This window comes from Nannocystis pusilla (genome assembly GCF_026626665.1).
Lineage (GTDB): Bacteria > Myxococcota_A > Polyangia > Nannocystales > Nannocystaceae > Nannocystis > Nannocystis pusilla.
In genome coordinates this window covers 2,202,487-2,228,809 of the sequence record NZ_JAPNKE010000002.1, presented here as the reverse complement: position 1 = coordinate 2,228,809, position 26,323 = coordinate 2,202,487, and the positions used below count along the sequence as shown (strand labels likewise).

22 protein-coding genes and 2 pseudogenes are annotated in these 26,323 nt (G+C 73.7%); 8 read left to right on the top strand and 16 right to left on the bottom strand.

The window, feature by feature from the left end:
- The first annotated feature begins 84 nt into the window (after positions 1–84).
- On the top strand, positions 85–1,224 hold the full coding sequence (locus OV079_RS57530; protein ID WP_420829398.1) for a multiheme c-type cytochrome: 1,140 nt from the start codon (positions 85–87) through the stop codon (positions 1,222–1,224).
- 121 nt (positions 1,225–1,345) lie between these two features.
- On the opposite strand, the gene OV079_RS09720 is transcribed toward OV079_RS57530, so the two are convergent.
- Complete coding sequence (locus OV079_RS09720) at positions 1,346–1,924, bottom strand: hypothetical protein (RefSeq protein ID WP_267767700.1); 579 nt, start codon at positions 1,922–1,924, stop codon at positions 1,346–1,348.
- A 74-nt stretch (positions 1,925–1,998) separates the two neighbouring features.
- Between OV079_RS09720 and OV079_RS09715 the strand changes: the two genes are divergently transcribed.
- Entirely contained in the window at positions 1,999–3,441 is a 1,443-nt protein-coding gene (locus tag OV079_RS09715; protein ID WP_267767698.1) for a protein adenylyltransferase SelO family protein, read from the top strand.
- A gap of 59 nt (positions 3,442–3,500) precedes the next feature.
- Here OV079_RS09715 and OV079_RS09710 read toward each other — a convergent pair whose 3' ends face one another.
- The 4 genes and pseudogenes from OV079_RS09710 to OV079_RS09695 form a co-directional block, all read right to left on the bottom strand.
- Positions 3,501–3,797, bottom strand: a complete 297-nt coding sequence (locus tag OV079_RS09710) for a hypothetical protein (protein WP_267767696.1) — start codon at positions 3,795–3,797, stop codon at positions 3,501–3,503.
- A 342-nt stretch (positions 3,798–4,139) separates the two neighbouring features.
- A pseudogene (locus OV079_RS09705) lies at positions 4,140–4,506 on the bottom strand (VOC family protein).
- A 459-nt stretch (positions 4,507–4,965) separates the two neighbouring features.
- On the bottom strand, positions 4,966–5,787 hold the full coding sequence (locus OV079_RS09700) for a WD40 repeat domain-containing protein (protein ID WP_267767693.1): 822 nt from the start codon (positions 5,785–5,787) through the stop codon (positions 4,966–4,968).
- Between the two features lie 10 nt (positions 5,788–5,797).
- Positions 5,798–6,829, bottom strand: a complete 1,032-nt coding sequence (locus tag OV079_RS09695; protein WP_267767692.1) for a DUF6891 domain-containing protein — start codon at positions 6,827–6,829, stop codon at positions 5,798–5,800.
- Positions 6,830–7,290: 461 nt separating this feature from the next.
- Between OV079_RS09695 and OV079_RS09690 the strand changes: the two genes are divergently transcribed.
- The 5 genes from OV079_RS09690 to OV079_RS09670 all read left to right on the top strand — a co-directional run bounded on the left by OV079_RS09690 (position 7,291) and on the right by OV079_RS09670 (position 12,386).
- Positions 7,291–8,355: a hypothetical protein gene (locus OV079_RS09690; protein WP_267767691.1), complete on the top strand. Its 1,065-nt coding sequence runs from the start codon at positions 7,291–7,293 to the stop codon at positions 8,353–8,355.
- A gap of 41 nt (positions 8,356–8,396) precedes the next feature.
- Positions 8,397–8,951 (top strand): RNA polymerase sigma factor, encoded by a 555-nt coding sequence (locus OV079_RS09685; RefSeq protein WP_267767689.1) that lies wholly within the window; start codon positions 8,397–8,399, stop codon positions 8,949–8,951.
- Positions 8,948–9,751, top strand: a complete 804-nt coding sequence (locus OV079_RS09680; protein ID WP_267767687.1) for a hypothetical protein — start codon at positions 8,948–8,950, stop codon at positions 9,749–9,751. The genes OV079_RS09685 and OV079_RS09680 overlap by 4 nt, the downstream gene beginning before the upstream one ends.
- 89 nt (positions 9,752–9,840) lie before the next feature.
- Positions 9,841–10,839 (top strand): hypothetical protein, encoded by a 999-nt coding sequence (locus OV079_RS09675; RefSeq protein WP_267767685.1) that lies wholly within the window; start codon positions 9,841–9,843, stop codon positions 10,837–10,839.
- 647 nt (positions 10,840–11,486) lie between these two features.
- A complete protein-coding gene (locus tag OV079_RS09670; protein ID WP_267767684.1) occupies positions 11,487–12,386 on the top strand; it encodes a hypothetical protein in 900 nt (299 codons plus the stop codon).
- A 97-nt stretch (positions 12,387–12,483) separates the two neighbouring features.
- Here the strand turns inward: OV079_RS09670 and OV079_RS09665 are convergent, their stop codons facing one another.
- Genes OV079_RS09665 through OV079_RS09650 form a run of 4 tightly spaced genes read right to left on the bottom strand, consistent with a single transcriptional unit; the run spans position 12,484 to position 16,860 of the window.
- On the bottom strand, positions 12,484–13,065 hold the full coding sequence (locus tag OV079_RS09665; RefSeq protein ID WP_267767683.1) for a YdeI/OmpD-associated family protein: 582 nt from the start codon (positions 13,063–13,065) through the stop codon (positions 12,484–12,486).
- A gap of 54 nt (positions 13,066–13,119) precedes the next feature.
- Positions 13,120–13,746 (bottom strand): hypothetical protein, encoded by a 627-nt coding sequence (locus OV079_RS09660; RefSeq protein ID WP_267767682.1) that lies wholly within the window; start codon positions 13,744–13,746, stop codon positions 13,120–13,122.
- On the bottom strand, positions 13,715–14,977 hold the full coding sequence (locus OV079_RS09655) for a DUF1501 domain-containing protein (RefSeq protein ID WP_267767681.1): 1,263 nt from the start codon (positions 14,975–14,977) through the stop codon (positions 13,715–13,717). The genes OV079_RS09660 and OV079_RS09655 overlap by 32 nt, the downstream gene beginning before the upstream one ends.
- Before the next feature lie 14 nt (positions 14,978–14,991).
- Positions 14,992–16,860 carry a hypothetical protein gene (locus OV079_RS09650; protein WP_267767680.1) on the bottom strand — a complete coding sequence of 623 codons (1,869 nt, stop codon included), beginning with the start codon at positions 16,858–16,860 and terminating at the stop codon, positions 14,992–14,994.
- 678 nt (positions 16,861–17,538) lie between these two features.
- Here OV079_RS09650 and OV079_RS09645 point away from each other — a divergent pair.
- A pseudogene (locus tag OV079_RS09645) lies at positions 17,539–18,350 on the top strand (DUF6209 family protein).
- 114 nt (positions 18,351–18,464) lie between these two features.
- On the opposite strand, the gene OV079_RS09640 reads toward OV079_RS09645, so the two are convergent.
- The 7 genes from OV079_RS09640 to OV079_RS09610 all read right to left on the bottom strand — a co-directional run bounded on the left by OV079_RS09640 (position 18,465) and on the right by OV079_RS09610 (position 26,319).
- Complete coding sequence (locus OV079_RS09640) at positions 18,465–19,061, bottom strand: FMN-dependent NADH-azoreductase (RefSeq protein ID WP_267767677.1); 597 nt, start codon at positions 19,059–19,061, stop codon at positions 18,465–18,467.
- A gap of 407 nt (positions 19,062–19,468) precedes the next feature.
- The gene (locus tag OV079_RS09635) at positions 19,469–20,128 is read right to left on the bottom strand and encodes a hypothetical protein (RefSeq protein WP_267767675.1); all 660 of its coding nucleotides are present in this window, start codon (positions 20,126–20,128) and stop codon (positions 19,469–19,471) included.
- On the bottom strand, positions 20,112–21,368 hold the full coding sequence (locus tag OV079_RS09630; protein ID WP_267767673.1) for a DUF1501 domain-containing protein: 1,257 nt from the start codon (positions 21,366–21,368) through the stop codon (positions 20,112–20,114). The genes OV079_RS09635 and OV079_RS09630 overlap by 17 nt, the downstream gene beginning before the upstream one ends.
- A gap of 8 nt (positions 21,369–21,376) precedes the next feature.
- Entirely contained in the window at positions 21,377–23,170 is a 1,794-nt protein-coding gene (locus OV079_RS09625) for a hypothetical protein (protein ID WP_267767671.1), read from the bottom strand.
- A 14-nt stretch (positions 23,171–23,184) separates the two neighbouring features.
- On the bottom strand, positions 23,185–24,012 hold the full coding sequence (locus OV079_RS09620) for a hypothetical protein (protein ID WP_267767669.1): 828 nt from the start codon (positions 24,010–24,012) through the stop codon (positions 23,185–23,187).
- A gap of 46 nt (positions 24,013–24,058) precedes the next feature.
- Complete coding sequence (locus OV079_RS09615) at positions 24,059–25,399, bottom strand: monooxygenase (RefSeq protein WP_267767668.1); 1,341 nt, start codon at positions 25,397–25,399, stop codon at positions 24,059–24,061.
- Between the two features lie 467 nt (positions 25,400–25,866).
- Positions 25,867–26,319, bottom strand: coding sequence for a hypothetical protein (locus OV079_RS09610; RefSeq protein WP_267767667.1), 453 nt, complete (start codon positions 26,317–26,319; stop codon positions 25,867–25,869).
- Positions 26,320–26,323 lie beyond the last annotated feature (4 nt).

Below are 26,323 nucleotides of genomic sequence, written 5' to 3'. Positions count from 1 at the left end.
GCGGTTCGCCTCGCGCCCGTCCGCGCGCATCTTCGGCAGCATTGCCCTTTTCGCCCCCCTCGACCAAGCTGGCTCGCAGTCCGCATGACTCGACGGGGCTCTCTGGCCGTCCTCGCGCTCTCGCTGCTCGCGCTCGCGGGCGCGGCCGCCTATCGCCGGTCGCTCGCGGGCACGCCCCCCGCCGCGCCCGCCGGCCGCACCAGTCTCGGCGACCATGTCCGAACGAACATGGTCCTTGCGCCACGTGACCCCACCATGCCCGGCCCCGCCCCGCACCCCGCCGGGGCCCGGCTCGGGCTCGACAACGACGCCTGCGAAACCTGCCACCAGGCAGAGGCCGCCCAGTGGCGCGGCTCGCAGCACCAGACCGCCTACACCGAGCGTGAATTCCAGCGCGCCCTGGCCCACGAGCCGGCGCCGTTCTGCCGCGGCTGTCACGCCCCGGAGGCCGATCCACGCCGTGAGGCCAGCGGCCAGGCCGCCGAGATCGGGGTCGGCTGCGTCAGCTGCCACGTCGTCGGCGACGCCGTGCTCGCCGCCCCGGGCCCCGACGTCGCCGCGCCGCACCCGCTGCGTCGCGACCCTCGCTTCGCCACCGCGGCCGCCTGCGCCAACTGCCACCAATTCGGCTTCCCCGACGACCGCCGGCGTGCCCGCCCCGAAGCGATGCAGCGCACCCTCGCCGAGCACGCCGCCTCGCCGCAGGCCGCCACTCCTTGCAACGACTGTCACATGCGTGACCGCGCCGGCGCCCGCAGCCACGCCTTCATCGGCTCGCGCGACGACCTCTACCTTCGCGAAGCGCTGACCGTGGAGGCCACGCGCCCTGCCCCCGACCGCATCGAGGTGCGGGTCGCGGCTCGCCCGGAAGTCGTCGGCCACGCCGTCCCCACGGGCGACCTGTTCCGCCGCCTCGCAGTCGCAGTGCGCCCCGAAGACGGCGCCGGAGCCCGCCCCTGGACCACCGCCTACCTCGCCCGCCACTACGCGCTCGAGTCGTCCGGCGGTCCGCCGATCCGCGTCGAGCGCTCCGACGATCGCCCCCATCCCGGCGAGCCGCCGCGCGTCCTGCGGTTCCAGCTCGACCCCGCCGATCGCGTTCACCCTGTCGCCTGGGAGGTCCGCTTCGAGCGCGTCGAGTCCCTGTTCCAGGAGCGCGAGGACCGGGCCGTCGTCGTCGGCGCCCTCACCGTCGCCGCCGGCGAGCTCCCGCCGCTGCCGTGAATGTCCCTCGAGACATATACTTCACATGACCGGAGGGACATGCCCCCAAAACCTGCCCGTTCGACCATGCCCGCTCGGACATTGCACTTAAAACATGTCTGAACGGCCATGGCCGCCGCCCTCAGCGCACGCGATAGCCGCCGTGCTCGGCCGCGATCTCGTTGTAGCGGGCGAACCCGACGATCCACTTGTGCCCGTCTTCCCGCGAGACATCGGCGTCGGGGAAGTAATCGCGGGCGATCAGGTCGGCGTGTTCGCGCAGCTTGCGGGCCAGCACCGCGCACTCCTCGGGCGTCACCAGCCAGCCGTCGTTGCTCTGGAACTTGAAGGCCCCGACGCGGCCGTCGGTCAGCGACGACGACGACACCGCATCCTCGTGCGCCTGCAGATACGCGCGGGCCGCCGCCAGCTCGGCCTGCGACGGGTTCGGCGCGTCGGCGGGCGCCTCGCCGCGGAGCGCCTCCATCGCCGCGAACACCCCGTCCTCCTCCAGCCCGTCCAGCTCGAGCTCGGGGATCTCCGGCGCCGGTCCGTAGTGGATCGCGTCGGCCCACTCGAGCGCGCCCACGGTCATCCGCATGCCCCACACGTTGAAGCGGTAGTACCCGGCGATCCCGCTCGAGTTCGGCAGCTCCTTCTCGTCGGCGGCCGGGGGGTGCGCACCATCTGCAGGTCGTAGCCCATCCTCCAGCCCTACCACGAAAACGGCGCGCGCCGCGTCGCCTCACACCCGCGGCGCCGGCCCATCCGCGGCCTGCGTGCCAAGCTCTCGCCGTGCCGCCCTCCGCCCGCTATCGGCCGGATCCCCGCTACCTCGCCCTCGGCGACGGCTTCGCCGACGTCGTCGAGCCTGCGCGGTTCCCCGTCCACGTCCTGCGTCACCGCGACGATCGCTGGGCCGCGCGGATCGGCCTCGACTCCCTGACCGACGCCGAGTGGGAGGCTCACTTCGCCCGCTTCGAGCCGCTCCCGGACAACCTGCCCGAGCCGCTCGCGCTGCGCTACCACGGCCATCAGTTCGGCAGCTACAACCCCGCCCTCGGCGACGGCCGCGGCTTCCTGTTCGCCCAGCTGCGCGACGCCGGCGACGATCGACTGCTCGACCTCGGCACCAAGGGCAGCGGCGCGACCCCGTACGCCCGCGGCGGCGACGGCCGCCTCACCCTCAAGGGCGGCGTGCGCGAGATCCTGGCCGCCGAGCTGCTCGCCGCCCGCGGCGTCGACACCTGCAAGATCGTCAGCGTGTTCGAGACCGGCGAGCGGCTGTGGCGCGGCGACGAGCCCTCGCCCACGCGCTCGTGCGTGCTCGTGCGCCTCAGCCACTCCAACCTGCGGATCGGCACCTTCCAGCGCCACGCCTACCACCGCGACGTCGCCCGCCTCGGCGCCCTGGTCGACTACGCCGTGGAGCACCACTTCCCGGCCGCGCGCCGCGGCGACAAGGCCGCCACCACCGCCGCGCTGCTGCGCCTCGTCGTCGAGCGGGCCGCCGTCACCGCCGCCGCCTGGACCGTCGCCGGCTTCGTCCACGCCGTCCTCAACACCGACAACCTCAACATCACCGGCGAGAGCTTCGACTACGGCCCCTGGCGCTTCCTCCCCACCTACGACCTCGGCTTCACCGCCGCCTACTTCGACGAGACCGGCTTCTACGCCTTCGGTCGCCAGCCCAGCGCGGTGCTGTGGAACCTCGGGCGCCTGGCCGAGACGCTGCTCCCGCTCGCCGGGCGGGATGTCCTCGAGGACAGCCTCGGCGCCTTCGAGCCGACCTTCCACGCCGCCGTCCGGCGCGCCTTCCTCGACCGCCTGGGCCTCGCCGCGCGCGGCGACGCGGCCGACGACGTCGTCATGGACGCCTGCTACGCCTTCCTCGCCGCGCGTCGCGTCGAGCTCGACCGCTTCTACTTCGACTGGTACGGCGGCGAGGCCAGCGCCGCGCGGGCCCTCGCCGGGCCGGCCGCCGCCCACTACGCGCACCCCGAGTTCACCGAAGTGCGCCGCGCCTGGGCCGAGCACCTCCCGGCCGCCCCCGAGCGCCTGACCCACGCCTACTACGGCGGCCCCGGCCCGTGCTCCCTGCTCATCGACGAGGTCGAGGCGCTGTGGGCCCCGATCGCCGAGCGCGACGACTGGGCCCCCCTCGCCGCCAAGCTGGCCCAGATCCGCGAGGTCGCCGCCCTCCACGGCCGCGACCCGTCCATCAACGACATGCCCTGAGCGACATGTCCGATGGAGCATTGTCCTTCGGACATGCTGCATCGGACATGTCCCCGCGTTCATCGCCCGCGGCGCGCCGCGTCCGCCGGCGCGCGCCCGGCCTCCTCGCCCCCCTCGGCCTCGACCCGCTCCCGCGCCGCCTCGGCCGCGAGCTCCGCCCTTTCCTGCTCGAACACCTCTTCCGCCTCGGCCTCGAGCTCCGCATCGTCCGCCTCGGCCTCGAGGCGCTGCCACGCCTCCTCCGCAGCGAGCTCCGCCATTTCCTGCTCGACCCCGATCTCGGTCAGCTCCCAGTCGTCCTCCGGCGCGCAGCCTGCCACCCACAATCCCCAGGCCGCGCCGATGGCCGCGCACACGCTCGGAACCCTCGATTGCGTCCGCTGTGCTGCATGAGGCCATCCTCGCAGTTCCTCTCTATCTCGCGCGGATCAAGGCCTCCCGCGTCTTTGCGCGCTACCGCGCCCTCCGGGCCGTTTCAAACGACCGCCCAGACACCGCCCGGGGCGCCCGACGAGCGGGCGCCCTTCATGTCACCCGCCATGGCCGCCGTGACGCGACGGCCGACCGTCGTCACCGCCGCGCGAGCACCTGTCCTTCGCACCATCTCCACGCATTGCCCTCTGGAAATGGACCAGCCCGAAGGGACATGTCCCTTCGGGCTGCTTCGCCACGCTCACGCGGCGCTCGCCGCCTCGCGCTCAGCCGATCTTGAAGAAGTTGAGCTTGTTGCCGTCGGGGTCGCGGAAGTAGGCCGCGTAGAAGCCCGGGCCGCGCTCGCCGGGGGCGCCCTCGTCGGTCCCGCCGAGGGCGAGCGCGCGCGTGCAGGCGATCGACCTCCGCTCGCTCGGCGCAGGCCAGCGCCACCATCACGCCGTTGCCGACCGTCGCGTGCTTGCCGTCGTACGGCGTGCACACTGCGAGCGCCGGCTCGGCCTCGCTCTTGCCCCAAATGACGAATCGGTCGAAGTTCAGCGTGCGCTTCGCCCCCATCTCGCCGAGGAGCGCGTCGTAGAAGGCGGAGGCCCGCTGCATGTCGTTGGTACCGAGACTGACGTAGCCGATCATGGGCGCGGACAGTAGCGCGCCCCGTCGACCCGGAAAAGGCCGCAGCGGCGGGCGGGCCCTCGTAGCGCGCCTGTCGACCCGAAAGGCCGCAGCGGTGGGGAAGCCCTCGTAGCGCGCCCGGCGACCCGGAAAAGGCCGCAGCGGCGGTCGGCGCTCGCATCCTCGTCTCGCCGCAGCCCGGCGAAGCAGCCCGTGATTGCGCGCTGTGCAACCGCCTGCGCCCCGGCACGCCGGCATCGCTCTGCCACCTCCCCCACGCTCCCTCGCGTCGTACGCCGTTTCCCGCGAGTGAAGCGTGCCTGCCCGAGCGCCCTCGCAACCTCCGGGACCGGCCGACGCCGCCGGTCTCACGGCCTGGCGATCGCCGCCTCGTCCCTGCGGCTTCATCTTCGGACATGCTCCCAAGAACATGCCCATGAAACCATGTCCTTCACGACATGCCCTCGGGGGCATCCCCGCTCACTTGCCCGCGTCGACCGCCAGCACCGCCATCTCGCCCTTCTCGCTGCCCGCGGCCACGCGCGTCCCCTCGCGGTCGAACGCCAGCGCCGTCGTCCCGCCCTTGGCGAACACTCGCTGCCCCGCCAGCCGCTCGCCGCCCGGATACGCCACCAGCACCACCTCGCCCTCGCCCGTCCCGATCGCCGCGCGCTGCCCGTCCGGGTGCCACGCCAGGCACGTCAGCCCCAGCGTCGCCGCCTCGAGCGCCGCGTGCGTGCGGCTGCCGTCGGTCACCGCGTAGCTCTGCAGCCGGCGCTCCTCCGTCACCTCGACCCGGCCGTCGCGCTCCGGCCCGTACAGGCTGCGCACGCACAGCGCCAGCAGGTGCTCGCCGCGCGGGTCGAACATCAGCCTGCGCGTGCTTCGGCCGCCGCGGTGACCCGGGTAGAAGTTGGCGCGCCACACCACCGCTCCGCCGGCTCGCTCCACGCAGCGCGTATCTTCCGACCCGTCGGTCGTCCAGGCCACGTGTCGCGCGTCGGGCGACAGCACCGCGATCGGATAGGCTTCGGCCCCCTCGCCGCCGACCCGCCCCAGCTCGCGCCACGTCGCCGCGCCGGGCGGCCCCGCCTCGAGGATCGCCGCGCCCGTCGCGGTCACCAGCGCCACGTGCCGCTCGTCCGCGTCGACGCTCGACAGCGACACGTTGCTGACGTGGGACAGCGGATGGACGCCCAGCTCGCGCACGACGTCGCCGCCCGGCTCCCACACCAGGAGCCGCACCGCCGGCTGCACGTGCCCCGGCCGCGGATCCGGCAAGAAGTCATAGAAGCTGTACACCAGCCGCCCATCATTTAAAGACACAGCCGCCGCACGTCGCCGAGAACGTCGACAGCGGCGCGAAGGCCCGCGTCACCTCGCCGGTAGCGACCTCGATCCGGCACAGCTTGTGCTGCGGACCGCCGCGGCGATCGGGCACCTGCGCGACTGCCAGGCCCGCCCCGCTCGCGTCGAACGCCAGGCGATCGACCGGCTTGTTGCCGTCGGGCGCGCGGTAGCGGTGCAGCTCCGCGAACGGCCCGGCCGGCGCCCGCGCCTTGCGAGCGCGTCGCGGCGGCGCGGCGGGGTTGGCCTGCAGCGCCGCCGCGTACGTCTCGATCGCCGGCGGCCGCGCCTTCGCGCCGGCGACGACGATCGCCACCGACGGCGACGAGGGCCGCTCCACCGCGAACCCCGCCCGCGTCAGCACCTCCGCGATCAGCCCCTCGTCGCCGCGCCAGTACAGGTGCAGGCGCTCGCGGATCTGGCCCAGCGCGTCGAACCCGTCGTGGCTCTGATCGTGCCAGAACACCGCCGTCTGCTGCGCGTCGCGCTCGCGCTCGCCGACGCTCTCCCAGCCGGCGCTCTGGGTCATCCCCGCCCGCGCCAGAGCGATCACCCCGCGCTCCGCGAGCTCGGCGAACGCGACCAACAGCCGCCGCAGATCGCACGTCTCGTCGGCCGAGCGCGGGCTCAGCACCAGCGTCCCGCTCTCGTCGTAGCCGTCGCGCGGCTCGCCGTCGACCTCGATCCGGATCGTCAGCCCGTGACGGGCGAACGCCTGCTGGATCGCGTTGCGCGAGCCGCCCCAGACGATCGGCAGCGGCCGCGTCAGCGCCCCGTCGGCCGCGAACGCCTGCTCCCCGGCGCGGCTCCACAGCATGAACGCCTCGGCCTTCCCCTCGTCCGCGGGCGAGAAGCCGGCCACCGCGGCGTCGTCGACCCCGACGAACACGTCGAGATCGTCGTACTCGTGGTTGCGCTCGTCGTCGCCGAAACGGAAGGTCTTGCGCCGCTTGAGGTCGCCGAGGATCTGCTCGAGGAGGCTCCGCGTGACATCCACGCTCCGAAGAATAGCCGCACCGCGCGCGTAGCCCGGCCCCCTGCACCCGCGCGACCTCACGGGTCACATGTCCCGAAGGCCACCTCGACGCCCGGACCGTCCCCCGCTCCAGCCGCCGGCCGTCTCCGGGATCTCACCGACGACCTGTCCCGAAGGACACCTCGCGCCATTCCTTGCGAGCCTCCATGCGCTGCATCCGGCGCTCGGGACGGAACGCCGCACCCTCGGCGCCCGCCTGCGATCCTGTCCCTTCGGACATATCGTTCCTCCCTGCCCGGCCTCCTCGCGCCTCTCCTCGCCGCCTGTCTCCGCAGACAGCTTCACCTCCGGCCTCGCGCGAGCCGCCGCCAACCTGTCTCCTCGGCCATGTGCGCTGCTGACCCGCGTCCGGCCGGCCCCGCGCTTCGGTCTGCCGCGACTGGCCCGCGCCGGCCTCGGCGCGTACACTCCGCCCCCGTTCGATGCCGGTCATCGTCGCCGCTCTGCTCACTGCGCTCGCGCGCGCGGCCGATCCCGCGGATCCGGTCGTCGTCGCCTGGCAGGTGGCGGAGGGCTGTCCTGGCGTCGAGGCGCTGCACGCCGGCATCCGGCGCTCCCTCGGCGGCCTCGCGGTCGAGCGCCGGACTCCCGTGCGGGTCGGCGTCGTCGTCGTCCGCGAGGCCCCGCAGCGGTTTCGCCTCGAGCTGCAGCTCGACGCCGGCGACGGCCCGAGCGAACGCGTGCTCACCAGCGACACCTGCGGCGCCGCGGTCGACACCGCCGCCTGGCTGATCGCCGTCGCCATCGACGTCCGCGCCACCGACCCCGCCGCCCCGCCGAGCCCCGAGATCACCGTCCCCGAGCCGCCCCCTGGCCCCGATTCGGCGCGCGCCCCCCAGAACCCGGACAGCCCCCAGCCGAGCCCGCCGCCGACCCCGCCGCCCGAGCCCGCCCCGCAGCCCTCGCCCGCCCCCGAAGGCCCGGCCGAGCCTCTGCCGCCCCCGCCCGCAGCGAAATCGCCGGATACGCGCGATCGCGCCCTTCACCTCGATCTCTGGGCTGGCGGCGGCCTCGGCCTCGGCGTCTTGCCGCGGCCGGCCCCGACTGCCGCGTTCGGCCTCACCCTCGCCGGTCCGCGGTGGGAGGCCGAGCTCAGCGGCCATTACTGGGCCCTTCGGCGCGCGGACTTCGGCGACGGCCGCGGCGGCAAGTTCGCCCACGGCCACGCCGCAGCGCGCGGCTGCGGCGTTTGGGAGCGCGGCCGCGTGCGCGTACCCCTGTGCGGCGGCCTCGCGCTCGGCGGCGTCAGCGGCGAGGGCGTCGGCGCCCTGATCCCGCGCACCGCTCGCTCTCTGTGGCTCGGCCTGCTCGTCGGCGCCGGCCTGCGGGTCGCCCTCCATCCTCGCGTCGGCCTGCTCTTGCGCGCCGAGGCCGTGTTCGGCCTGCGCCGGCCCGGCTTCTTGCTCGAACCCGCCCCCGGCGTGGTGTTCCGGCCCGCGGTCGTGGGCTTCTCCACCTTCCTCGGGCTCGCGATTCGCCTGCGCTGACCATGTCCGACTCGGCCCGGTCGTGGACATCTAGGGGTTCGATGCCCGCCAGCGGGGTCCTGCTCGACGCGCTCCGGTCTCCGGCCGAGCCCCTCACCGTCGCCGACGTGTATCGCACGCACGCCGACTTCGTGTGGCGCGTCGTCCAGCGCCTGGGCGTCCCCGCGGCCGAGGCCGAGGACGTCGTCCACGAGGTCTTCCTGGTCGTCCAGCGCCGGCTCGGCGAGTTCGACGGCCGCGGCGCGATCACCAGCTGGCTGTACGCCATCGGCCGCGGCGTCGCGGCCAACTACCGCCGCGGCCACGCCCGCGCCGCCCGGCGCATCGATCGCGTCGATCCGCCCGCGCCCCCGCGCTCGCCCGAGGAAGACGCCGCCCACCGCGAGGCCGCCGACGTCATCGAGAGCTTCCTCGGCCAGCTTGACCCGGAGACCCGCGAGATCTTCGAGCTCGCCGACATCGAGGGCCTCACCTGCCCCGAGGTCGCGCGGGCCCTGGGCCTCGACCTCAACCGCGTGCTTGCGCGGCTCAAGACCGCCCGCCGCCGCTTCAACGCCTTCGTCGCCCAGCGCGGCGCCACCACGAGGACCCCGTGACCGAACCCCGCGACGACCTCCCGGCCCTCGATCCCCGCGCCGCCGCCCTGCTGGCCACCTACCGCCGCAGCCGCGCCATGCCGCCGGCCGCCCGCGCGCGCGTCCACGACCGGATCTCCGGGACATGTCCTCAAGAACATGTCCTTCCGATCATGTACAAACGGCACCACGGCGCCGCCTGGGCCGTCGCCCTCGCGCTCGCCGCGGCCGTCTTGCTGTGGCTGGCCCGCCGCGGCCCCGACCTGGCCGAAAAGACAGGTGATGCCGCGACCATGAGCCCGGCCCACGCCGCGCCGGCCGCCCCGAGCGACGCCAGCCTCCTCGCCCCGCCGCCCGCCGGCCCGCGCAGCGAGCCCTCGATCGCCCCCGCCGTCGCGCCCACGCCCGAGGCCGAGGCCGTCCGACCGCGCCCCAAGCCCGCCGCGCCGACCCGCGACCCCGTCGTGCTCGATCGCCACGATGACTCCTCCCACGCGGCGACGGCAGAGCCTGCCAGCGACCTCGACGATGCCGCCGCTCCTCAGCCCGCCATCGACCTGCGCGGCGAGCAGGAGCTGCTCGCGCGCGGCTGGCAGTCGCTCGCCGGGGGCGACGCCGGGGCCGCCGCGCGCGACGCCGGCGAACACGCCCGGCGCTGGCCTGGCGGGGTGCTCGCGCCGGAGCGACGGGCGCTCGAGGCCGCTGCGAGCTGCGTCGATGATCCGTCACGCGGCGCCGAGCTCGCTCGCGCGTTCCTCGCCGACCACCCACGAAGCCCGCTCGCGCGGCGCGTCCGCGACGTCCGCCGGCTCGCCCCGTGACCTCGACGCGAAATCTCCACCGACGTTGTCCCACTGGTTCGCTTTGCGGACATGAACGGGGCGACCCCCGACCCGAGAGGACCTACCCCATGCGACTTCACCTAATCCACACCCCCCTGTACGCCCTCGCCCTCGCCGCCGGCGCGCTGATCGGCGCCTGCGACATCGACAAGCCGATCGGCGAGCTCGGCCCCTACGAGCCCTGCGAGGGCAAGAAGTGCGGCGACGCCTGCAGCGTGTGCGACCCCGACGACAAGGACTGCGTCGAGACCGCGGACATCAAGGCGTGCGACGCCAAGGGCGCCTGCGTCACCGGCAACCCCGGCGTCTGCGAAGATCAGCCCGGCTGGGACCCGTGCGCGGACAAGGCCTGCGGCGATGGTTGCAACGTGTGCGCCCCCGACGACGAGGACTGCGCCGAGACCGACGTCATCAAGGCCTGCGACGGCGAGGGCCAGTGCGTCCCCGAGACCCCCGACCTGTGCGAGCCCGCGAGCTACGACCCGTGCGCGGGCAAGGACGTGTGCGACTTCTGCACGATCTGCGACCCCGCCGACCCGAACTGCGCCGAGACGCTGGTGGTCAAGAGCTGCGACGAGTCGCTGCAGTGCGTCGTCGGCATCCCCCAGGTGTGCGAGGAGTCCGGGTGGGCCCCGTGCGAGGACAAGCCGTGCGGCGAGCCCTGCACGCAGTGCGACCCCAACGATCCCGATTGCGCCGAAGATGCCGTGATCAAGGCGTGCGACGGCAAGGGCCAGTGCGTCCCCGTCAGCGACGAGCTGTGCGAGTCCCCGGGCTACGACCCGTGCGGCGGCAAGTCCACCTGCGATCAGTGCTCCTTCTGCGACCCCGCCGACCCCGACTGCATCGAGGACGCCGCCGTCAAGGTCTGCGACGAGAACCTGCAGTGCGTCTACCAGCTCCCCGGCATCTGCCAGCCGGCCTACAACGACTGCGAGAACAAGGCCTGCGGCGACGACTGCACGATCTGCGACCCCAACGATCCCGACTGCGCCGAGGACCTGATCTACAAGACCTGCAACAACCTCGGCATCTGCACCCCCGGCCAGCCCGGCGTGTGCAAGTGAGCCGCCCGCGCGGCTGACCAAGAGGCACCCGGCCCCTGGCCCGGTGCCTCTTCGCGTTCGCCGTTCCAGGTTCCGACTACCTGTCCCCTCGACCAGGTACCGTGGGGCGTCCTCCCGTCGCCCATCACCGGTCTCGTAGGGCGACCCTCGCCGCCTGCGACAGTCCGCCCGACACGCACATCACCTGTCTCTTCAGCCAGGTAAATCGCCACCACCACGCCCGCCCTCCGCACCGCACCTGTCTCCTCGGCCAGGTGCCTCGCCACATCCGCGCCCGTCCTCCGCACCGCACCTGTCTCCTCGGCCAGGTGCCTCGCCACCTCCGCGCCCGTCCTCCGCACCGCACCTGTCTCCTCCGCCAGGCGCCTCGCCACCGCCGCGCCCTAACGTGACGCGCCCGGCCGGCGCGATCGCACCGACCCGGCAGCTCCCGGCCGCGCTCGAATGGGCCAGTCTCCGAATCGCGGTCCCGAGCGTCGGCGAGCCGCCGTCGCCGGGCTCGGGACCCTGGTATCCGGCCCTCGCGCACCTGTCCGTCCGGCCATATCACGGCGTTTTAGGGCCCTTCCGCGGTCCTGCGCGGCGTCTGCCGGGTCCGCTTGCGCGCCGCTGGTCAGCGGGCGCATTTTTTGGCACTCCTGCAGACGGTGCTCCTCGCGCTCGCGATCCTGGCCGTCCTCGCGGCCGCGCCGATCGAAGTCGGCACCGACCTCGTCGACGCCGGGAAGCTCGAGACCGGTCTGCGCGCGCGGATCGGTGCGGAGCTCGACGACTGGCAGGTCCGCGTCACGCCGACCGGCCTCGCCGGCCAGGTCCAGGTCTCCATCGCCCGCCGCGACGGTCAGAGCTTCGGCCAGACCGTGCAGCTCGCCGGCAAGACCGTCGAGGATCGCACCCGCGAGCTGGCCGCCGGCATCGCCCTGCTGATCGAGGTCTACCCGCAGCAGCAACCGCCGCCAGCGGCCGCGGGTACGACGACGGCGCCGCCGACGGATTCCCCGGACGGCCAGGAGCCCCGGCCGCCGCCCCCCGCGTCACCCGAGCAGCCCGCACCGCCGCCCCGGCCTGCGCTGCGCGGCTGGCTCGGCCTCGGCCCGCGCATCGAGCTCGGCAGCGGCCTCCCGTACGACGCCGGCGTCGACCTCATGGGCGGCCTCTGGCTCGTGCGCGAGCACGTCCAGCCGATCCTCAGCCTCGGCTTCAGCGGCGGCGCGCACCGCGGGATCTCCGTGCTCCACGGCCGCTTCGGCGCCGGCGCGGCCTTCGGCGCCCCGCTCGGCCCGCGCGATCGCCTCTGGCTCGGCGCCCACGTCCTCGGCCACGCCATGTACATCCACGCCGCCGAGAAGGCCACCGACGCCACCTGGCTGTCCTCGACCGAGATCGGCGGCCTCCTGCAGTACCGCGGCCGTCGCCTCTTCCTCGGCCTGCGCACCGGCGTCGACCTCACCCTCCCGACGGTCTCGATCCGCGGCACCCGCGGCGTCGTCCGGCGGGAGGTCCCGCGCTGGTGCTTCGGCCTGATGGTCGGCGTGGTGTTCGGCTGAACCCCACACCTGGCCTTCCGAGGTCACGTTGGGACATGTTCCAAAGGACATGCCCCATGCGGCATGCCCGATCGGGCATGTCCGAATCGCCACCTCGCTACTCGTGGATCTTCCCGCCCCGGGCCAGCATCTCGACGAACTTGGCGATCTGCCGCTCGCGCGTCTCCGGCTTCTTCGCCGTCTGCAGGCGCCACAGCATCGCGTAGCGGTTGGCCGCGTCGAGCTCGGCGAACGCGGCCTGCGCGGCCGGGTTGCGGGCCAGCGCCGCGGTCAACGCCGCCGGCACCTCGATGCGGCTCGCCGGCGCGTAGGCGGCGTCCCAGCGGCCGTCGGCGCGGGCGCGCTCGACCTCGGCCAGCCCCGAGGGCTGCATCGCCCCGCGCTCGAGCAGCGCCGCCACTCGTTCGCGGTTGACCTGCGACCACAGGCTCCGCGGCCCGCGCGGCGTGAACCGCTGCAACCAGCTGTCCGCGTCGTGGGCCCGCTTCTGGCTGTCGATCCAGCCCCACATCAGCGCCACGTCGACCGCCTCCGAGTAGCTGAGCGAGCGCAGCTGTTTGCCCTTCTTCGCCAGCTGCAGCCACAGTCCCGGCGAGCTGCGGTGGTGCGTCGCCAGCCAGCGCGAGAACGCCTCGGCGTCGGCGAACAGGACGGTGGGCAGCGTCGGCGCGGTCGACATGCCGCGAGCACACCAGGGCCCGGGCCGCCGCGCCAGTCAAAAACGCGCCGCGGCCTACTCGCAGTCCGCGTCCGTCACCTCCGGATCGGGGCACAGCGGCCCCGGCGTCCCGCTCTCGGGCCCGATCGCCCCGCACTCGAGCCACTCGCGCAGCAGCGCCAGCTCCTCCTCCGGGACGATCGCCGCCGGCGGCATCGGCTTCACGTCGGGCGCCGACTGCCAGTCGAGCACGCGCAGCGCGATCACCGGCGCGCGCTCGCTGGTCCCCGCGTGCGTGTCGAAGTTCGCGTTGCACGGCGCGCACGCCCGCTCCGCCGTCGGCAGCTGCGAGTGGTGACAGCCGGTGCACCAGCTGAGCATGAACGGCTCGCCGAAGTTCTCCCACGTCAGCACGCTGTCCTCGCAGGGGTCCGCGCCCATGGTCGTCTCGCCCGCGCTCGACTCGCTCGTAACGGGCTCACCCGTGCTCGTCTCGCCCGTGCTCGTCCCCGTCGACGCGACCTCGGTCGTCGGCGCGTCGGTCGCTGCCGCCGACGTCGCTGCCGTCGTCGACCCGGTGCTCGCGGCCTCGCTCGTCGCCTCGCCCGCGCTCGCCGGATCGCCCGCCTCGCTCGCGCACGCGAGCGTGCATGCGAGCGCCAGCGCCGCGCTACGCGATGAAGCCTTGCATCGGTGCCACATCGGCCAACCACTCCTGCGGATCGATCCCCACCAGCTTCAGCACCCCGGCGGCGAAGTTGTCGTAGCGCAGCGGCACCCCGCCGTCGTCGGCCTTGCCGCTCGTCAGGTTCACGGCGCGCGCGTTGAGCTTGTCGTCGGTAGCCCCGTACGACCCCGGCTTGACCCCCGCGCCGACCACCAGCGCCGACGTCACCGGCCAGTGGTCCTTGCCCGCCGTGTTGCCGGGCCCGTTGAGCTTCGGCGTGCGGCCCATCTCCGACATCACCACCACCGCCGTCGACCCGAGCAGCCCCGTCTCGGTCAGTCGTTGCATGAGCAGCGACAGGTCGCCGAACAGCTCGTCTTGATTCGAGCCCTGGTCGGCGATGTTGTCGTGCGTGTCCCAGTCGAGCCGCGAGTCGAGGTAGATCGAGCGCGACGTCCCGAGCTGCAGCAGCGTCAGCGCGAGCTCGATCTGGCCCGAGAGCGCCGCGGCGCCGCCGAGCGGCAGCTTCTGCAGCTCCGGGATCTCCCGCAGCGCGTCGGCCCGGCCGAAGCAGTCGCGGTAGTCCTGCAGCCGGCGCGCGTTGTCGCCGAGCGCCGCCCGCCCCTCGCCGAGCCGCTGCGCGCGCGCGTCGAGCCAGCTCTGGATCTGCGCCGACTCGTCGTTCGTCGGCACCAGCAGCGGCGTGTCCGCGTAGTCGACCGCCGTCGCCGGCGCGTACGCCTTCTTGCGGTCGAGCAGCGTCACCACCTGGTTGCGGTTGCCGAGCCGGCCCATCTGCGCCGCGTAGGCCCCCGCGTAGGCGCCCCCGCCGATGTCCGCGTACGGCAGCGGCAGCCCCGTCCCGTTGCTCACCGCCGTCATCGCCCCGACGTCCGGGTTCAGCTCCGTGCGCGTCCCCGTCATCATGCGCACGTGGCAGGCGAAGTGCGCGATCGATCCGACGTCGATCCCGCGGACCACCGCGCACTGACCGGCCCACTCGCCGAAGAACGCCTCGATGTTCGGCCGCCCCGGCGCGATGAGGATCGGCGTCTTGCCGCCGTGGAAGTCGGCGATCGTGCCGTCGGGCGGCGAGTCGACGTCGCCCGACTGTTTCGGGTCGATCGACCACACCGGGTCCCAGCCGCCGCGGGCGAACACCACGATCAGGTTGGCCGTCGCGGCCGCGCTGGCACCGCGCGGCAGCGCGAGCAGGCCGAGCCCTCCGAGCCCGGCGCCGATGAAGCTGCGTCGTGTCAGTTGCATGTCTGCGGCTCCTCTCAGAAGAAGACGACCCGGTTGTCCTGGAACATCGCGGTCAGCAGGATCTTCCACCGCTGCCGCGCCACCCCGCTCACCGCGCTCCACAGCGCGAACGACTCGTCGACCTCGGCGCTGTCCGGCGCGACCAGCTCGCCGAGCACCCGCGCGTGCAGCTCCGCGATCTGGGCCCGCACCGCCGCCGTCTCGGCGTCTTCGTCGACCAGCCCGAGCAGCTTGCGATTGGCCTTCTCGGCCGTAGCGAAGTCGCGGTCGACCACGTACCCCGCCGCCTCGGACGCCAGCGCCTGGACCACCAGCGTGCGCGTCGGGTTGAACGTCCACGTCGGCTGCGTGATCGAGTAGCCGTCGATCCCGCCGGCCATCGCCCGATAGCCCCAGCCGTCGCTGTTCAGCAGCGGGAACTCGCCGTGGACGTCGCCCGGCTGGCGCATCCCGATCCAGCGGAACCCGGTCAGATCGGCGAACAGCCGCTCGAGCTGCTCCGGCCGCGCCACCTTGAGCCCGACCACCGCATCGGCCTCGGCCGGCGTCTCGGCGTGGGACGCCCGGAACTCGTCCGACAGCACGATCGCGCGGGCCAGCGCGCGCACGTCGAGCCGGTCCTCGACGTGGAACGCCGCGTCGAGCTCGTCGACCAGCGCGAACGGCACCGCCTCGAGGTCGACCTGCGCCATGTAGCTGTAGAAGCGCCGCGCCGCGCACTGCGAGAAGCGCGGGTCGGCGGCCACGTGCTCGCCGAGCGTGTCGAGGTGACCGTCGGGCGTCGGCGCCCCGTAGTACCCCGGCGCGCGCCCGGTCGTCTTCTTCCACGCCGTCTCCTGCGTCTTCACGTACTCCTCGGTCGGGAAGCAGAGGTGCTCCTTGCCGGCCAGGCACTCGCCCGTCATCGGGTCGTACGCCTGCGCGATCCCGGCCCGGCCCCGCGACTGCGCGCCCCAGAAGTAGCTCGCCAGCGGGTCCAGCGTCTGGTGGCAGCTGACGCAGCCGGGGTTGCTCTGCAGCGCGTTCTGCAGCGCCTCGACGTCGGAGAAGTCGACCGGCGGGAACGGCGGCAGGTCGCGCGTCAGGAAGTCCTCGCACAGGAACACCCGCGCCACCAGGTTCGCGCGCACCCGCTGGTAGTTGTTGCCGTTGGCCCGGTGGCGGTGCCACAGCGCCGAGCTGGCCAGCACTCCGCCGCCCTGCGGCCGCTCGTCGTCGTAGTGGACCATCTGCCACGCCTCGGGCGCGTCCGGGTCGTAGCCGGCCACGTGCCACGCCGCCGCGCCAACCTGGTTCACGTACACCTCGTCGGTCGTGACGATCTCGGTGAACGAGCGCAGCGGATCCCGCACCACCGCCGCGATCAGCTCGAGCGGCTCCTCCGGCACCGACGCCAGGTACGTCGCGTCGTCGAGCCCGAGCAGCGGCCCCGCGTACGGCAGCATGCTCTGGCCCAGCTGCGCGCGCATCAGCAGCGCCTCGGCGTACATGTCCTTGACCGTCTGGGCGAACAGCTCGCTCTCGAGGTACGCGTCGACGATCGCCGGCAGCGTCGCCGGATCCTCGGCCACCTGCGTCAGCTCGGCCAGCGACGGCCGCGTCCCTCGCAGCGCCATCGAGATCCGGATCAGGTGATCGGTCGCCGACAGGGGCACCGTCTCCGGCGGCTCGACCGGCTCCCCGGTCGTCGACGTCGAAGTCGCCGGCTCACCCGTCGTCGACGCCGCCGTCGTCGGCGACCCGGTCGTCGGCGCCTCGCCGGTCGAGGTCGTCGTGGCCGCGTCGGTCGTCGCGGCGGTGGCGGTCGCGTCGGTGGTGTCGCCGGACGAATCACCACACCCTGCGATCACGCCGATCGCACAAAGAGAGGCCAGGACACGCATCGTGAGGGCGCCTTTCACGGTGAAGCCGTTGGGGGTGGTCCGCGACTGCGCGCACGCGCGAGGCCGCGAGACGGAGCGAGCGCGGCCCCTTCAGCACGGCGCGTACCACCACGAAGCCCGCGAGATGGTTGCCGTTGCGTCGTCGATCGGCGCGCCACCTTGACTCGAGCCCATGTCTGCCAGTCCACCTCCGCACCGGCGCTCCGCCTCGCCTGCGGCCTCCACGAGCGAAGTGCGATGCGGCTCGCTCCCGCGCCCACCGCGACCTCGCGGTTGCGACTCGACCCCCCGGGCACGGCCGCGGATGCACGCCTCCGCGAGGAGTGATGATCCACCCCGCGAGCTTCTCCGGCTCCCCTCGGGCCCGCGAAAACGCGACCACCTCGCACGCGCCCACGAGCGACGCCCGCCATTTCGCGCCGGGCTCACGCCGCGAGGTCGTGCGCGCGGCCGATGCCGTGCGGCCCCAGCCGCCGCCCTCGCGCCGCGTCCCCGCGATCGCGCGCAGCATCGACCCACCGCAGCCGCGCGGCGCATCGCCGGTCCTGTCCGGCGCCCCGCATCGCAGCGAACGAACCGGTCGAGCTCGCTCGCGGCGAGTTCGCGCAAGGGTGACCCCGACGCGCACGCTGCTGCGCCCTGGCGAGCCCCGCGTGTTTCTCTTAAAAACTCGCCGCCATGCGTCTTCACTCGCTCGCCCTCGCCTGTCTCGCCGCGACCTTCGCCTGCACCCCCGACGACGAAGAGGCCCCCGCCGTCGAGGTGCGCGAGGGCACCGAGCTGCCCGCCGACATTCAGCCGGCCCTGCTCGAGTTCCGCGACAACTGGACGATCGTCAACAGCGGCGGCCCGCTGGTGGCAGGCAACACCGTCCTGGTCGGCTACGACGACGACCGCCTGACTGACTGTCGCGGCGACCAGAACGGCAAGCCCGCGTGGTCGATCACCGGCTATCACCAGCTCGACGGCGGCGACGTCGGCAGCTTCGAGGCCGGCGGCTACTCGCCCTCCCAGGGCACCGAGCCGCCGGTCTTCACCCTCGAGGACTCCGGCGACCTGGCGATGTGGTTCCACAACACCAGCGTGTGGGGCTGCTCCGCCTACGACTCCAACTACGGCGCCAACTGGCACTTCGGCATCGGCGCCAGCCTGTCCTTCAAGACAGATTGGGTCACCGAGGCGCTCGGCACCCCGCGCGCCGGCGCCCCGCTGGTGATCGCCTACGACCCGGCGCGCCTGCCCGACTGCCGCGGCACCAAGTACGGCCACGACGCCTGGAACATCCGCGTCCACTACCGCTTCGACGGCGGCCCGGCCCAGTACGCGCTCCTCACCGCCCCCCAGAGCAACCTCCAGGTCCCCTGGCCGGCCGTGCTCGACGTGCCCGCCGGCGCCGGCGAGGTCGAGCTGGGTTCGAGAACCAGGACTACTACGGCTGCAAGGCCTGGGACTCGCAGTTCGGCGCCAACTACCACTTCGACCTCGAGTGAGCCGCGCGCGGCGGATGGCGCTCACGACATGTCGCCGAGGACATGCCGCGAGCGCCATGTCTCGACGGACATGTCCTGAAGTCGCCTCTCGCCGGCCCCGGCCGACTCGGACGCTCACCCGAGCAGGCGATCCACCTGCGCCTGCGCGGCGGCGAAACCCTGCGCCCGCGTCGCCTCGTCGTGCGCCGTCGCCTCGACCGTGATCACCTCCACGCGCGTGATGCCGATGAAGCCGAGGATCGCCCGCAGATAGGGCGTCTCGAAGTCGTCGACCCGCGCCGACGTCACCCCGCCGCGCGCGATCACGAGCGACGCCGACATCACGCCGAGCAGCCCGACCGGGCGACGGTCGCGGGTCACGAACGTGTGCCCCTCGCGGACCACGTGATCGATCCACGCCTTGAGCACTGACGGCAGCGATTGATTGTAGAGCGGGCTGCTGACGAGCAGGTGGTCGGCCGCGCGGAGCTCGGCGATCAGCGCGTCCGACAGCGCCACGCCGGCCGGCGGTTCGACGCCCACCGGCGCCCCATAGAACGCCGCGATCGTCGGTCCGTCGATGTGCGGCACCGGGCGCCGCGCGAGGTCGCGGACGATCACGCGCGCCCCCGGGTGCGCCGCCGTCCAGCGCGCTTGAAAGTGATCCGCGAGCCGCCGCGAGCTCGAGCCCTCGAAGCGGGCGCTGGCGTCGATCCTGAGCAAGGTCGTCATGGGTCGTCCTGCCTCCAAGACCCGCCGGCCCGGCGCGACGTGACCGCCTCCGCAAGTTCTAGAGGGTGTCTCGGGCGCGGCGAGCTCGCGCGAGGCGACGGCAGCGCGGGCGCACGACCATCCGCGAGCGCAGCCATCGCGCCGTCCCTCGCGCGCGACGGGCTCGCGCGAGGCGACGGCCGCGCGGGGGCACGACCATCCGCGAGCGCAGCCATCGCGCCGTGCCTCGCGCGGCGAGCTCGCGCGAGGCGACGGCTGCGCGGACGCACGATCATCCGCTCAGCGATCGCGCCGTGCCTCGCGCGCGACGGGCTCGCGCGACACGACGGCAGCGCGGGCGCCTCGTCATTGCGCTCGCGCAGCCATCGCGCGCCCGCCGGTCACCTCGCCGGCGCCCCGCGCCCGGCTCAGTGCGGCGCCGGCGAGCCGCACGCGATCCACTGCGCCAGCCGCTCGCGGTCGGCTGCGGGCACCAGCCCCGCCGGCGGCATCGGCGACGCGGCCGCGTCGGGGTCGACCGCGATCGCGTGCGCCTCCGTCACCGCGCGCTCGTACACCAGCCGCTCGAACGGCTTGTAGAGCGCGTACGTGTCGAAGTCGACCGCCTGCGGCGCGCCCTGGCGGGCGTCCTCGGCCAGCGCGCTGCTGTGGCAGCCCGTGCACCACGTCAGCAAGAAACCCGCCCCGAAGCTGCGCCACGTCAGCACGTTCTCGGGCGGGCACGGCGGCAGCGGCGGCCCGCCGGGGGCCGTCGGCGACGGCGACGACGGCACCACCTTCGCTTGCTTCGCCTGCTCGGCCTTCTCCTGCTTCGCCTGCTTCGCCTGCTTCGCCTTCGCTTGCTTCCCGCCGGCCTTCTTGCGCCCGTCGGGCAGCATGGCCTCGCCGCGCGCGATCTTCCCCGCCTTCTTCTTCTCGGCCTTCGCCTGCTTGCGCGCCGCCTTCTCCGCCGCCGTCGCCGGCGCCGCCATCGGCGACGCCATCGCCTCCGGCGCCGCCTCGCGCACCACCGGGTCGCACGCCAGCGCCGCGATCACCACCAACCCCACGTCACGCAAACGGCCCACGAAACGGCTCCGCGTTGGCGATCCAGCGCCCGGAAGGGGCCCCGAGGTGCTCCAGCAGCCCCGCGGCGAAGTTGTCGAATTGCAGCAGGCGCCCGCTGTCGGTCGGCGCACCGTCGTCCATGCGCACCCGCATCGCCCCCAGCTTGTCGTCGGTCGCCCCGTACACCCCGGCCCGCACCCCGCCGCCGAACAGCAGCGCGCTCGTCAGCGGCCAGTGGTCCTTGCCCGGCTCCGGCTGGCTGTTGAGCTTCGGCGTGCGCGTGAACTCCGACAGCACCGCCACGGTCGTGCGCGCCAGCAGCCCTGCCTCCTCGAGCCGGCGCGCGATCGTCCCCAGCTTCGCGAACAGCTGCTCGTGCGCCGTCCCCTGGTCGGCGATCGAGTCGTGCGTGTCCCAGTCGAGGCGCGAGTCGAGGAACGCCGCCGCCGACACCCCGCCCTTGAACATCGCCACCGCCAGCTCGCCCTGCTGGGCCAGCGACGTCGCCGTGCCGACCGCCATCGCCCGCAGCTGCGGATCGCGGCGCAGCGCCTCGGCGCGGTCGAGGCTCGCGCGGAAGCCCGCCAGCGTCTGCGCCTCCGGACCCGACTTGCCCTGCTGCTCCGCGTCGGCGCGCCCCGCCACGAACTTCGCCAGCGCCGCCTGCTCCGCCTCCGTGAACTCGAAGCCCGGCTGCGTCTTGCCCTTCGCCGCGGCGCGGAACGCCTTGGCCCGGTTGAGCAGCGTCACCAGCTGATTGGTGTTGCCGACCCGGCCCATGAAGCTCGCCAGGGGCCCCGCGTACGCGCCCCCGCCGAGGTCGACGTACGGCAGCGCCAGCCCGGGCTGCCGCCCCGCCGTCTCGGCGGCGAAGATCGCCGCCACGTCGGGGTTCCGCTCGCTGCGCGTGCCCGTCAAGATCCGGACCCGGCTCGGCACGTGGGCCACCGAGCCGATCCAGATCCCGTTGACGATCGCCGCGCGCGGCGCATGGGCGTCGAAGAACGCGCGGATGCTCGGCCGCTCGGCGCTGGTCAGCGCGCGCACGCCCGACGGCCAGCGCGTCACCTCGCCGGTCGGCACGTCGCAGCCGGGCGGCGCCTTCGGGTCGAGGCAGAACGTCACGTCCCACGCCCCGCGGGCGAACACCACCAGCAAGAAGCGCGGCTCCGCCGGCGCCGCGCGGCTGGCCTTCGGGACAGCCAGCGCCCCGAGCCCGGCCGCCGTGGTGACGAGGAAGTGTCGACGCGACGCGCTCATGCTCCTCCTCAGTGGAACGCCACCCGTGGGTCTTGCAGCAGCGCCGCGAGCACGAGGATCCACCCGCGCCGCCCGTCGCCCGCCGCCTGGTACAGCGCGTAGCTCGCGTCGACCTCGGGCCCGCGCTCGGCCGCCGGCGCCGCCAGCACGCGCTCGTGCAGGCGCGCCAGCTGGCCCGCACCGCCGGCTCCGCCGCCTCGCCGTCGTCGACCTCCGTGAACAGCCGCCGCTCGCCGCGCCCGCGCGCGAACTCCTGCTCGACCGCGAACGCGGCCGCCTCCGTCGCCAGCGTCTGCAGCACCAGCGTGCGCGTCGGCGAGTAGGCGAAGCTCGGCTCCGTGATCTGGAACCCCTCGACCCCGCCGGCCATCGCGCGGTAGCCGAACTGGTCGGTCCCCATCAGGTCGACCTCGCCGAACCGCTCCGCCGCCTTCGCGCCCTTGCCCGGGTGCGCCTTCCACTCGAACCCCGTCAGGTCGGCGACCAGGCGCGCCAGCTGCTCCGGCCGCGTCGTCTTGCGGCCTGCGATCCCCTCCGCCGGCGAGCCCACGCGCGCGCGCGGCCCGGAAGTCGTCGGACATCACGATCGCCTTGACCAGCGGCTTGACGCGCACGCCCGCGTCGATCAGCGCGTCTTGCAGCGACACCGCCGTCGCGTCGGGCACCTCGTTCCAGCCGACCTGCATGAAGTAGCCGTAGAACCGACGGGCCACGCACATCGAGAACCGCGGGTCGTCCGCGATCTGCCGCGCCAGCGAGCGCAGGTCCTCGCTCGGCAGCCCGAAGTAGCCCGGCGGCCGCCCCGTCTTGCCGCGCCACTGCTTGGCCAGCTGCGGCTTGTACTCGCGCAGCGGGTAGCACAGCCCGCGCTCCTCCTTCACGCACGCGCCGTCGCTCGCGTACGAGCGGCGCACCTGGCCCGGCGCCACGCGCACGAACCCGAACAGGTGGCTCGCCAGCGGGTCGAGCGTCTGATGGCAGCTCACGCACCCCGGGTCGTCGACCAGGGCGTTCTTCACGGCTGTCTCATCGGACAGGTCGATGTCGTTGAACAGCGGCACGTCGCGATCGAGGAACCCGCTGCACAGCAGCGCGTCGGCGATCACGTGCGCCTGGCCGCGGTGGAGGTTGGTCCCGTTCGACGGGTGACGCAGCCACAGCGCCCCGCTCGACAGGATGCCCGCCATCGGCTGCTCCGAGTCCCACGCGACCTTGTGCCAGCCCTCCGGCGGCGGGTCCTCGCCGGGCGGCAGCGTCGTCCCGCCCCAGGCCTTCAGCCCGAGGTCGCTGGCGATCGTGTAGTCGGCCGTGACGATCTCGCTGAACGGCCGGTCGCGGCGCACCACGTGCTCGATCAGCCGCAGCGGCTCCTCCGACACCTCGCGCACCCAGTCGGCGTCGCTGCCCGCGCCCGCCAGCGGGCCCAGCCGCGGCAGCACGAACCGGCCCTCGACCCGCAGCAGCAGGATCTCGTGCCACATGTCGCGCACCACCGCGCCGAACTCCGGCGCGTCGAGGTAGCGATCGACGATCGAACCGAGCGCCGCCGGGTCGCGCCGCACCGCCGCGATCTCGTCCTCGCTCGGGCGTCGGCCGGCCAACACCAGCGCGACGCGGACCAGGTGCTCGACCGGCGCCAGCAGCTCGAGGTCACCCGTCGGCGCCAGCGGCCGGAGCTGCGCGAACGGCCGGCTCGTCGCCGTCGGCGGCGGCGGCTCACTCGGCCGCACGGCCTCCACGGTCGCCGCGCGCCGCGGCTCGCGGGCGCACCCGAGCAGCGACAGACCGATCAGCAGTGACATCGTCGCGCGCATCGTCAGCACTCGAGGGGTAGCACGAACTCGCGCCCGTGCGGCCCGCGGACGGTCACCTCGTCGGCGCCGTCGTACTCCCACGCCAGCGCCTGCCCGTTGCCCCACGCGATCTGGACCTCGCCGGCGCGCGGGCACTGATCGCCGCAGATCTCGACCGCCTGCGCGCCGACGCTGATCGCCAGCGCGTCGACCGTGAACTCGGCCCCCAGCTCGGCGTGCACGCACCCGTCCTTGCGCGTCCACGCCAGCTCGTGGCGCAGGTGCAGCTCGCGGTCCTGCTTGTCGGTCAGCTCGACCTCCGCGGTGTAGGTGCGCGGCGTCCCGGGCGTGCTCGGGATCCGCAGCGTCGACGTCGCCGCGCGCACCCGCGACTTGCCGATCGTCAGCGCGTCGAGCTGCGTCGTGTAGCGGGTCGCCACCACGCACTCGGCCCCGTCGCACAGCCCGGCCTCGGTCGTCAGCTCGATGCGCAGCCCGCCGTCGACCAGCACCCCGCGGTAGCGGCAGCGATCGAACTGCAGGTCGAGGAAGGTCTTCTTGTCGGTCGTCAGCGCCACGCACTTCGGGTCGGCGAGCGCCTGGTCGAGCCCGCCGCGGACCTGCTCGATGACCTTCTGCGGCGCCAGGGCCAGCGACACCCCGGCCAGGTTCACCGGCCCGAGCAGGCCGTCGTAGAGGCTCAGCGTCGCCGAGTTGGCGTCGAGCGCCGCCAGGGTCACGCGCGCCACCGGCTCGTCCTCCGGCTCGTCGGTCGCGTCGGGATCGCAGCCCGTCGCCAGCACGAACGCCAGCGCCGTCGCGCCCCGTGCTCGCCTGTGACGCGCCCGCACGCCCATCAACTTACCGCAGCCCGCCGCGCCTCGCCACATCGCGCCCTCACGGCAGGTCGTCGATCATCTGCAGGTAGCCGAGGCACATCTCGTCCTGCGTGCCTTCGCCCCACGTCACCTCGACCGGCGGGCCCATCCCCTGCGCGGCGCGGTGCTCGGCGGTGTTGTCGTAGACGCAGCGGATCCGCACCTCCTCGCCGGCGGCCACCCGGATCGGCTCGACCAGCGCGTAGTTGCCCTGCCAGTGGAAGTCCCAGCGCGGGATCTCGAGGATCGTCCGCTCGCCCTCCGCCCCCACCAGGCTCAGCGAGAACGCGGTGCCCAGCAGGTGCATGTGACCCGCGACGCCGACGATGTACGCGTCGCCGTCGGGGTACTTCTGAGTCGTCACCCGCGCGCTCATCACCTTCTCGACGACGATGTCCTTCTCCTCGGGCGGCAGCGTGAAGGACGGCCACGGGTACCCCTGCGTGCGCAGCAGCTGCAGGCTCGCCGCCTGCTCCGGCGGCGCGAACGCGATGTCGAGGCGCGTGCGATCGGGGTCGGTCCCGCCGCCGAGGTTGTAGTGGATCTGCACCACCAGCAGCGAGCCCGCCGGCACCTCCACGCCGGTGCCCGGCGGGTAGTTCGCGGCCGTCACGCCCGGCACCCAGCCCCCGAGCGCCCCCACGGGCGTCGCCCCCGGGATGTTGCTGTAGCCGCCGAAGCACGACCAGCCGTCCTCCGGCGTCTCGGCGTCGACCGCCTGGATCGCCGCCAGGCTGTCGGCCGTGAACAGCGTGCTCAGCACGTGATGCACCGTCTTGCGGTTGCCCGGCGTGTACTGATAGCCGAGCGCCACCCGATCTTCCGTCACCCCGAGGTCGATCACGAAGCAGTGGTAGTCGTCGCTGAGCGAGTCGTCGGGCACGTAGTCGGTGCCGATGTCGGTCGCCAGGTCGACCGACGGCAGCACCATCGTCTCCGGCTCGCGCAGCGGCGCCGGGTCGTTCGGATCGCCCTCCGGCGCCCCCGCCTCGACCCACGCCGCCAGCAGCTCGCGCTCCGCCTCCGGCAGGCTGCGGTCGTGCTCGAGCGGCGGCGTCGACCCGCCCGGGGGCCACGGCGGCATCGTCCCGGCCTCGACCGACGCCAGCATCACGGGCGCGAACATCGACGCCTCGGCGTAGCTCGCCAGCGCGAACGGGGCCGCCCCGCCGGTCACGTGACAGCCGACGCAGCGCTGGTTCAGCATCGGCGCGACGTCTTGATAGTACGTCGGCCCGACCTCGGCCCCGGCCGTGGTGGTCGGCTCGCCGGCGCTCCCGGTCGAGGACGCCTCGCCGGTCGACTCGCCGGTGCCGGCCTTGGTGGTGCCGGCGCCCTCCTCGCCGCACGCGACGAGCACGCCAGAGATCATCAGAGCAGCGGAGAATCGCGGATCCTCGTCATCACGCCGCTCCCTCAAGCACGCCGCGTGCCCGCGCTACCTCCCCGAGATCACAGCCGTCTTCGCGAAGACGACGGTCCCCCTCGACTCGAGTCGAGGGCCGCCGCTCACGGTCCGCCGGCCTCGGCGTCGCCCCGCGTCGCATGTCCTTCAGGACATGTCCCATCGACCACCGCGCCGCACCCGACCGCGCGCCCGGGCCCGCCACGATGGACTCGAGTCGAGGGCGCACGATCGCCCCATGTCAAAATGTCCGAAAGGACATGTCCCGAAGAACACCTCCGCGTCCCCGATGGACTCGAGTCGAGAGCGCAACCTCTCGTGCCCATCCCGCCTGCTCCGCCCGCGCATGTCTCATCCTCGCCCGACCCGCGCGCATGCCTGGCCGCCGCACGACCTGCCCTTCGGGACAGCTCCGCCTCGCCTCACGGGCAGAACGGCGGCACCGAGTCGGGGCAGATCGCCGGCCCGCAGCGCAGCGCCACCGGCAGCGCGTCGCCCTCGACGTCGGCGATGTCCGCGAACCCGCACAGCTCGCGGTCGTCCTCGCCGCAGCCGAGGCGGTCGTGACCGAGCACGGCGATCTGGCGCGTCTCCGCGAGCGGCGCGTCGATCAGCGGCTGCATCGCCGCGCGCAGGGCCGCCTCGAGCGCCGCCACCGTCGTCACCGCGTCGAGCGTCACGCAGCGGCGCGCCAGCGTGCACAGGGCCCCGTCGTCGACCCCGTAGACCTCGACCGACACGCTCGCCAGCGCCGTCAGCCGCGCCGGCGTGCACGACGCGTCGTCGACCAGCGTCAGCGCGACCTCCTCGTCCTCCGCCGCCGGGCAGCCGGTGAGCGCGAGCAGGAGGCCGAGGCGCGCGAGCATCGTCCGCATAGGC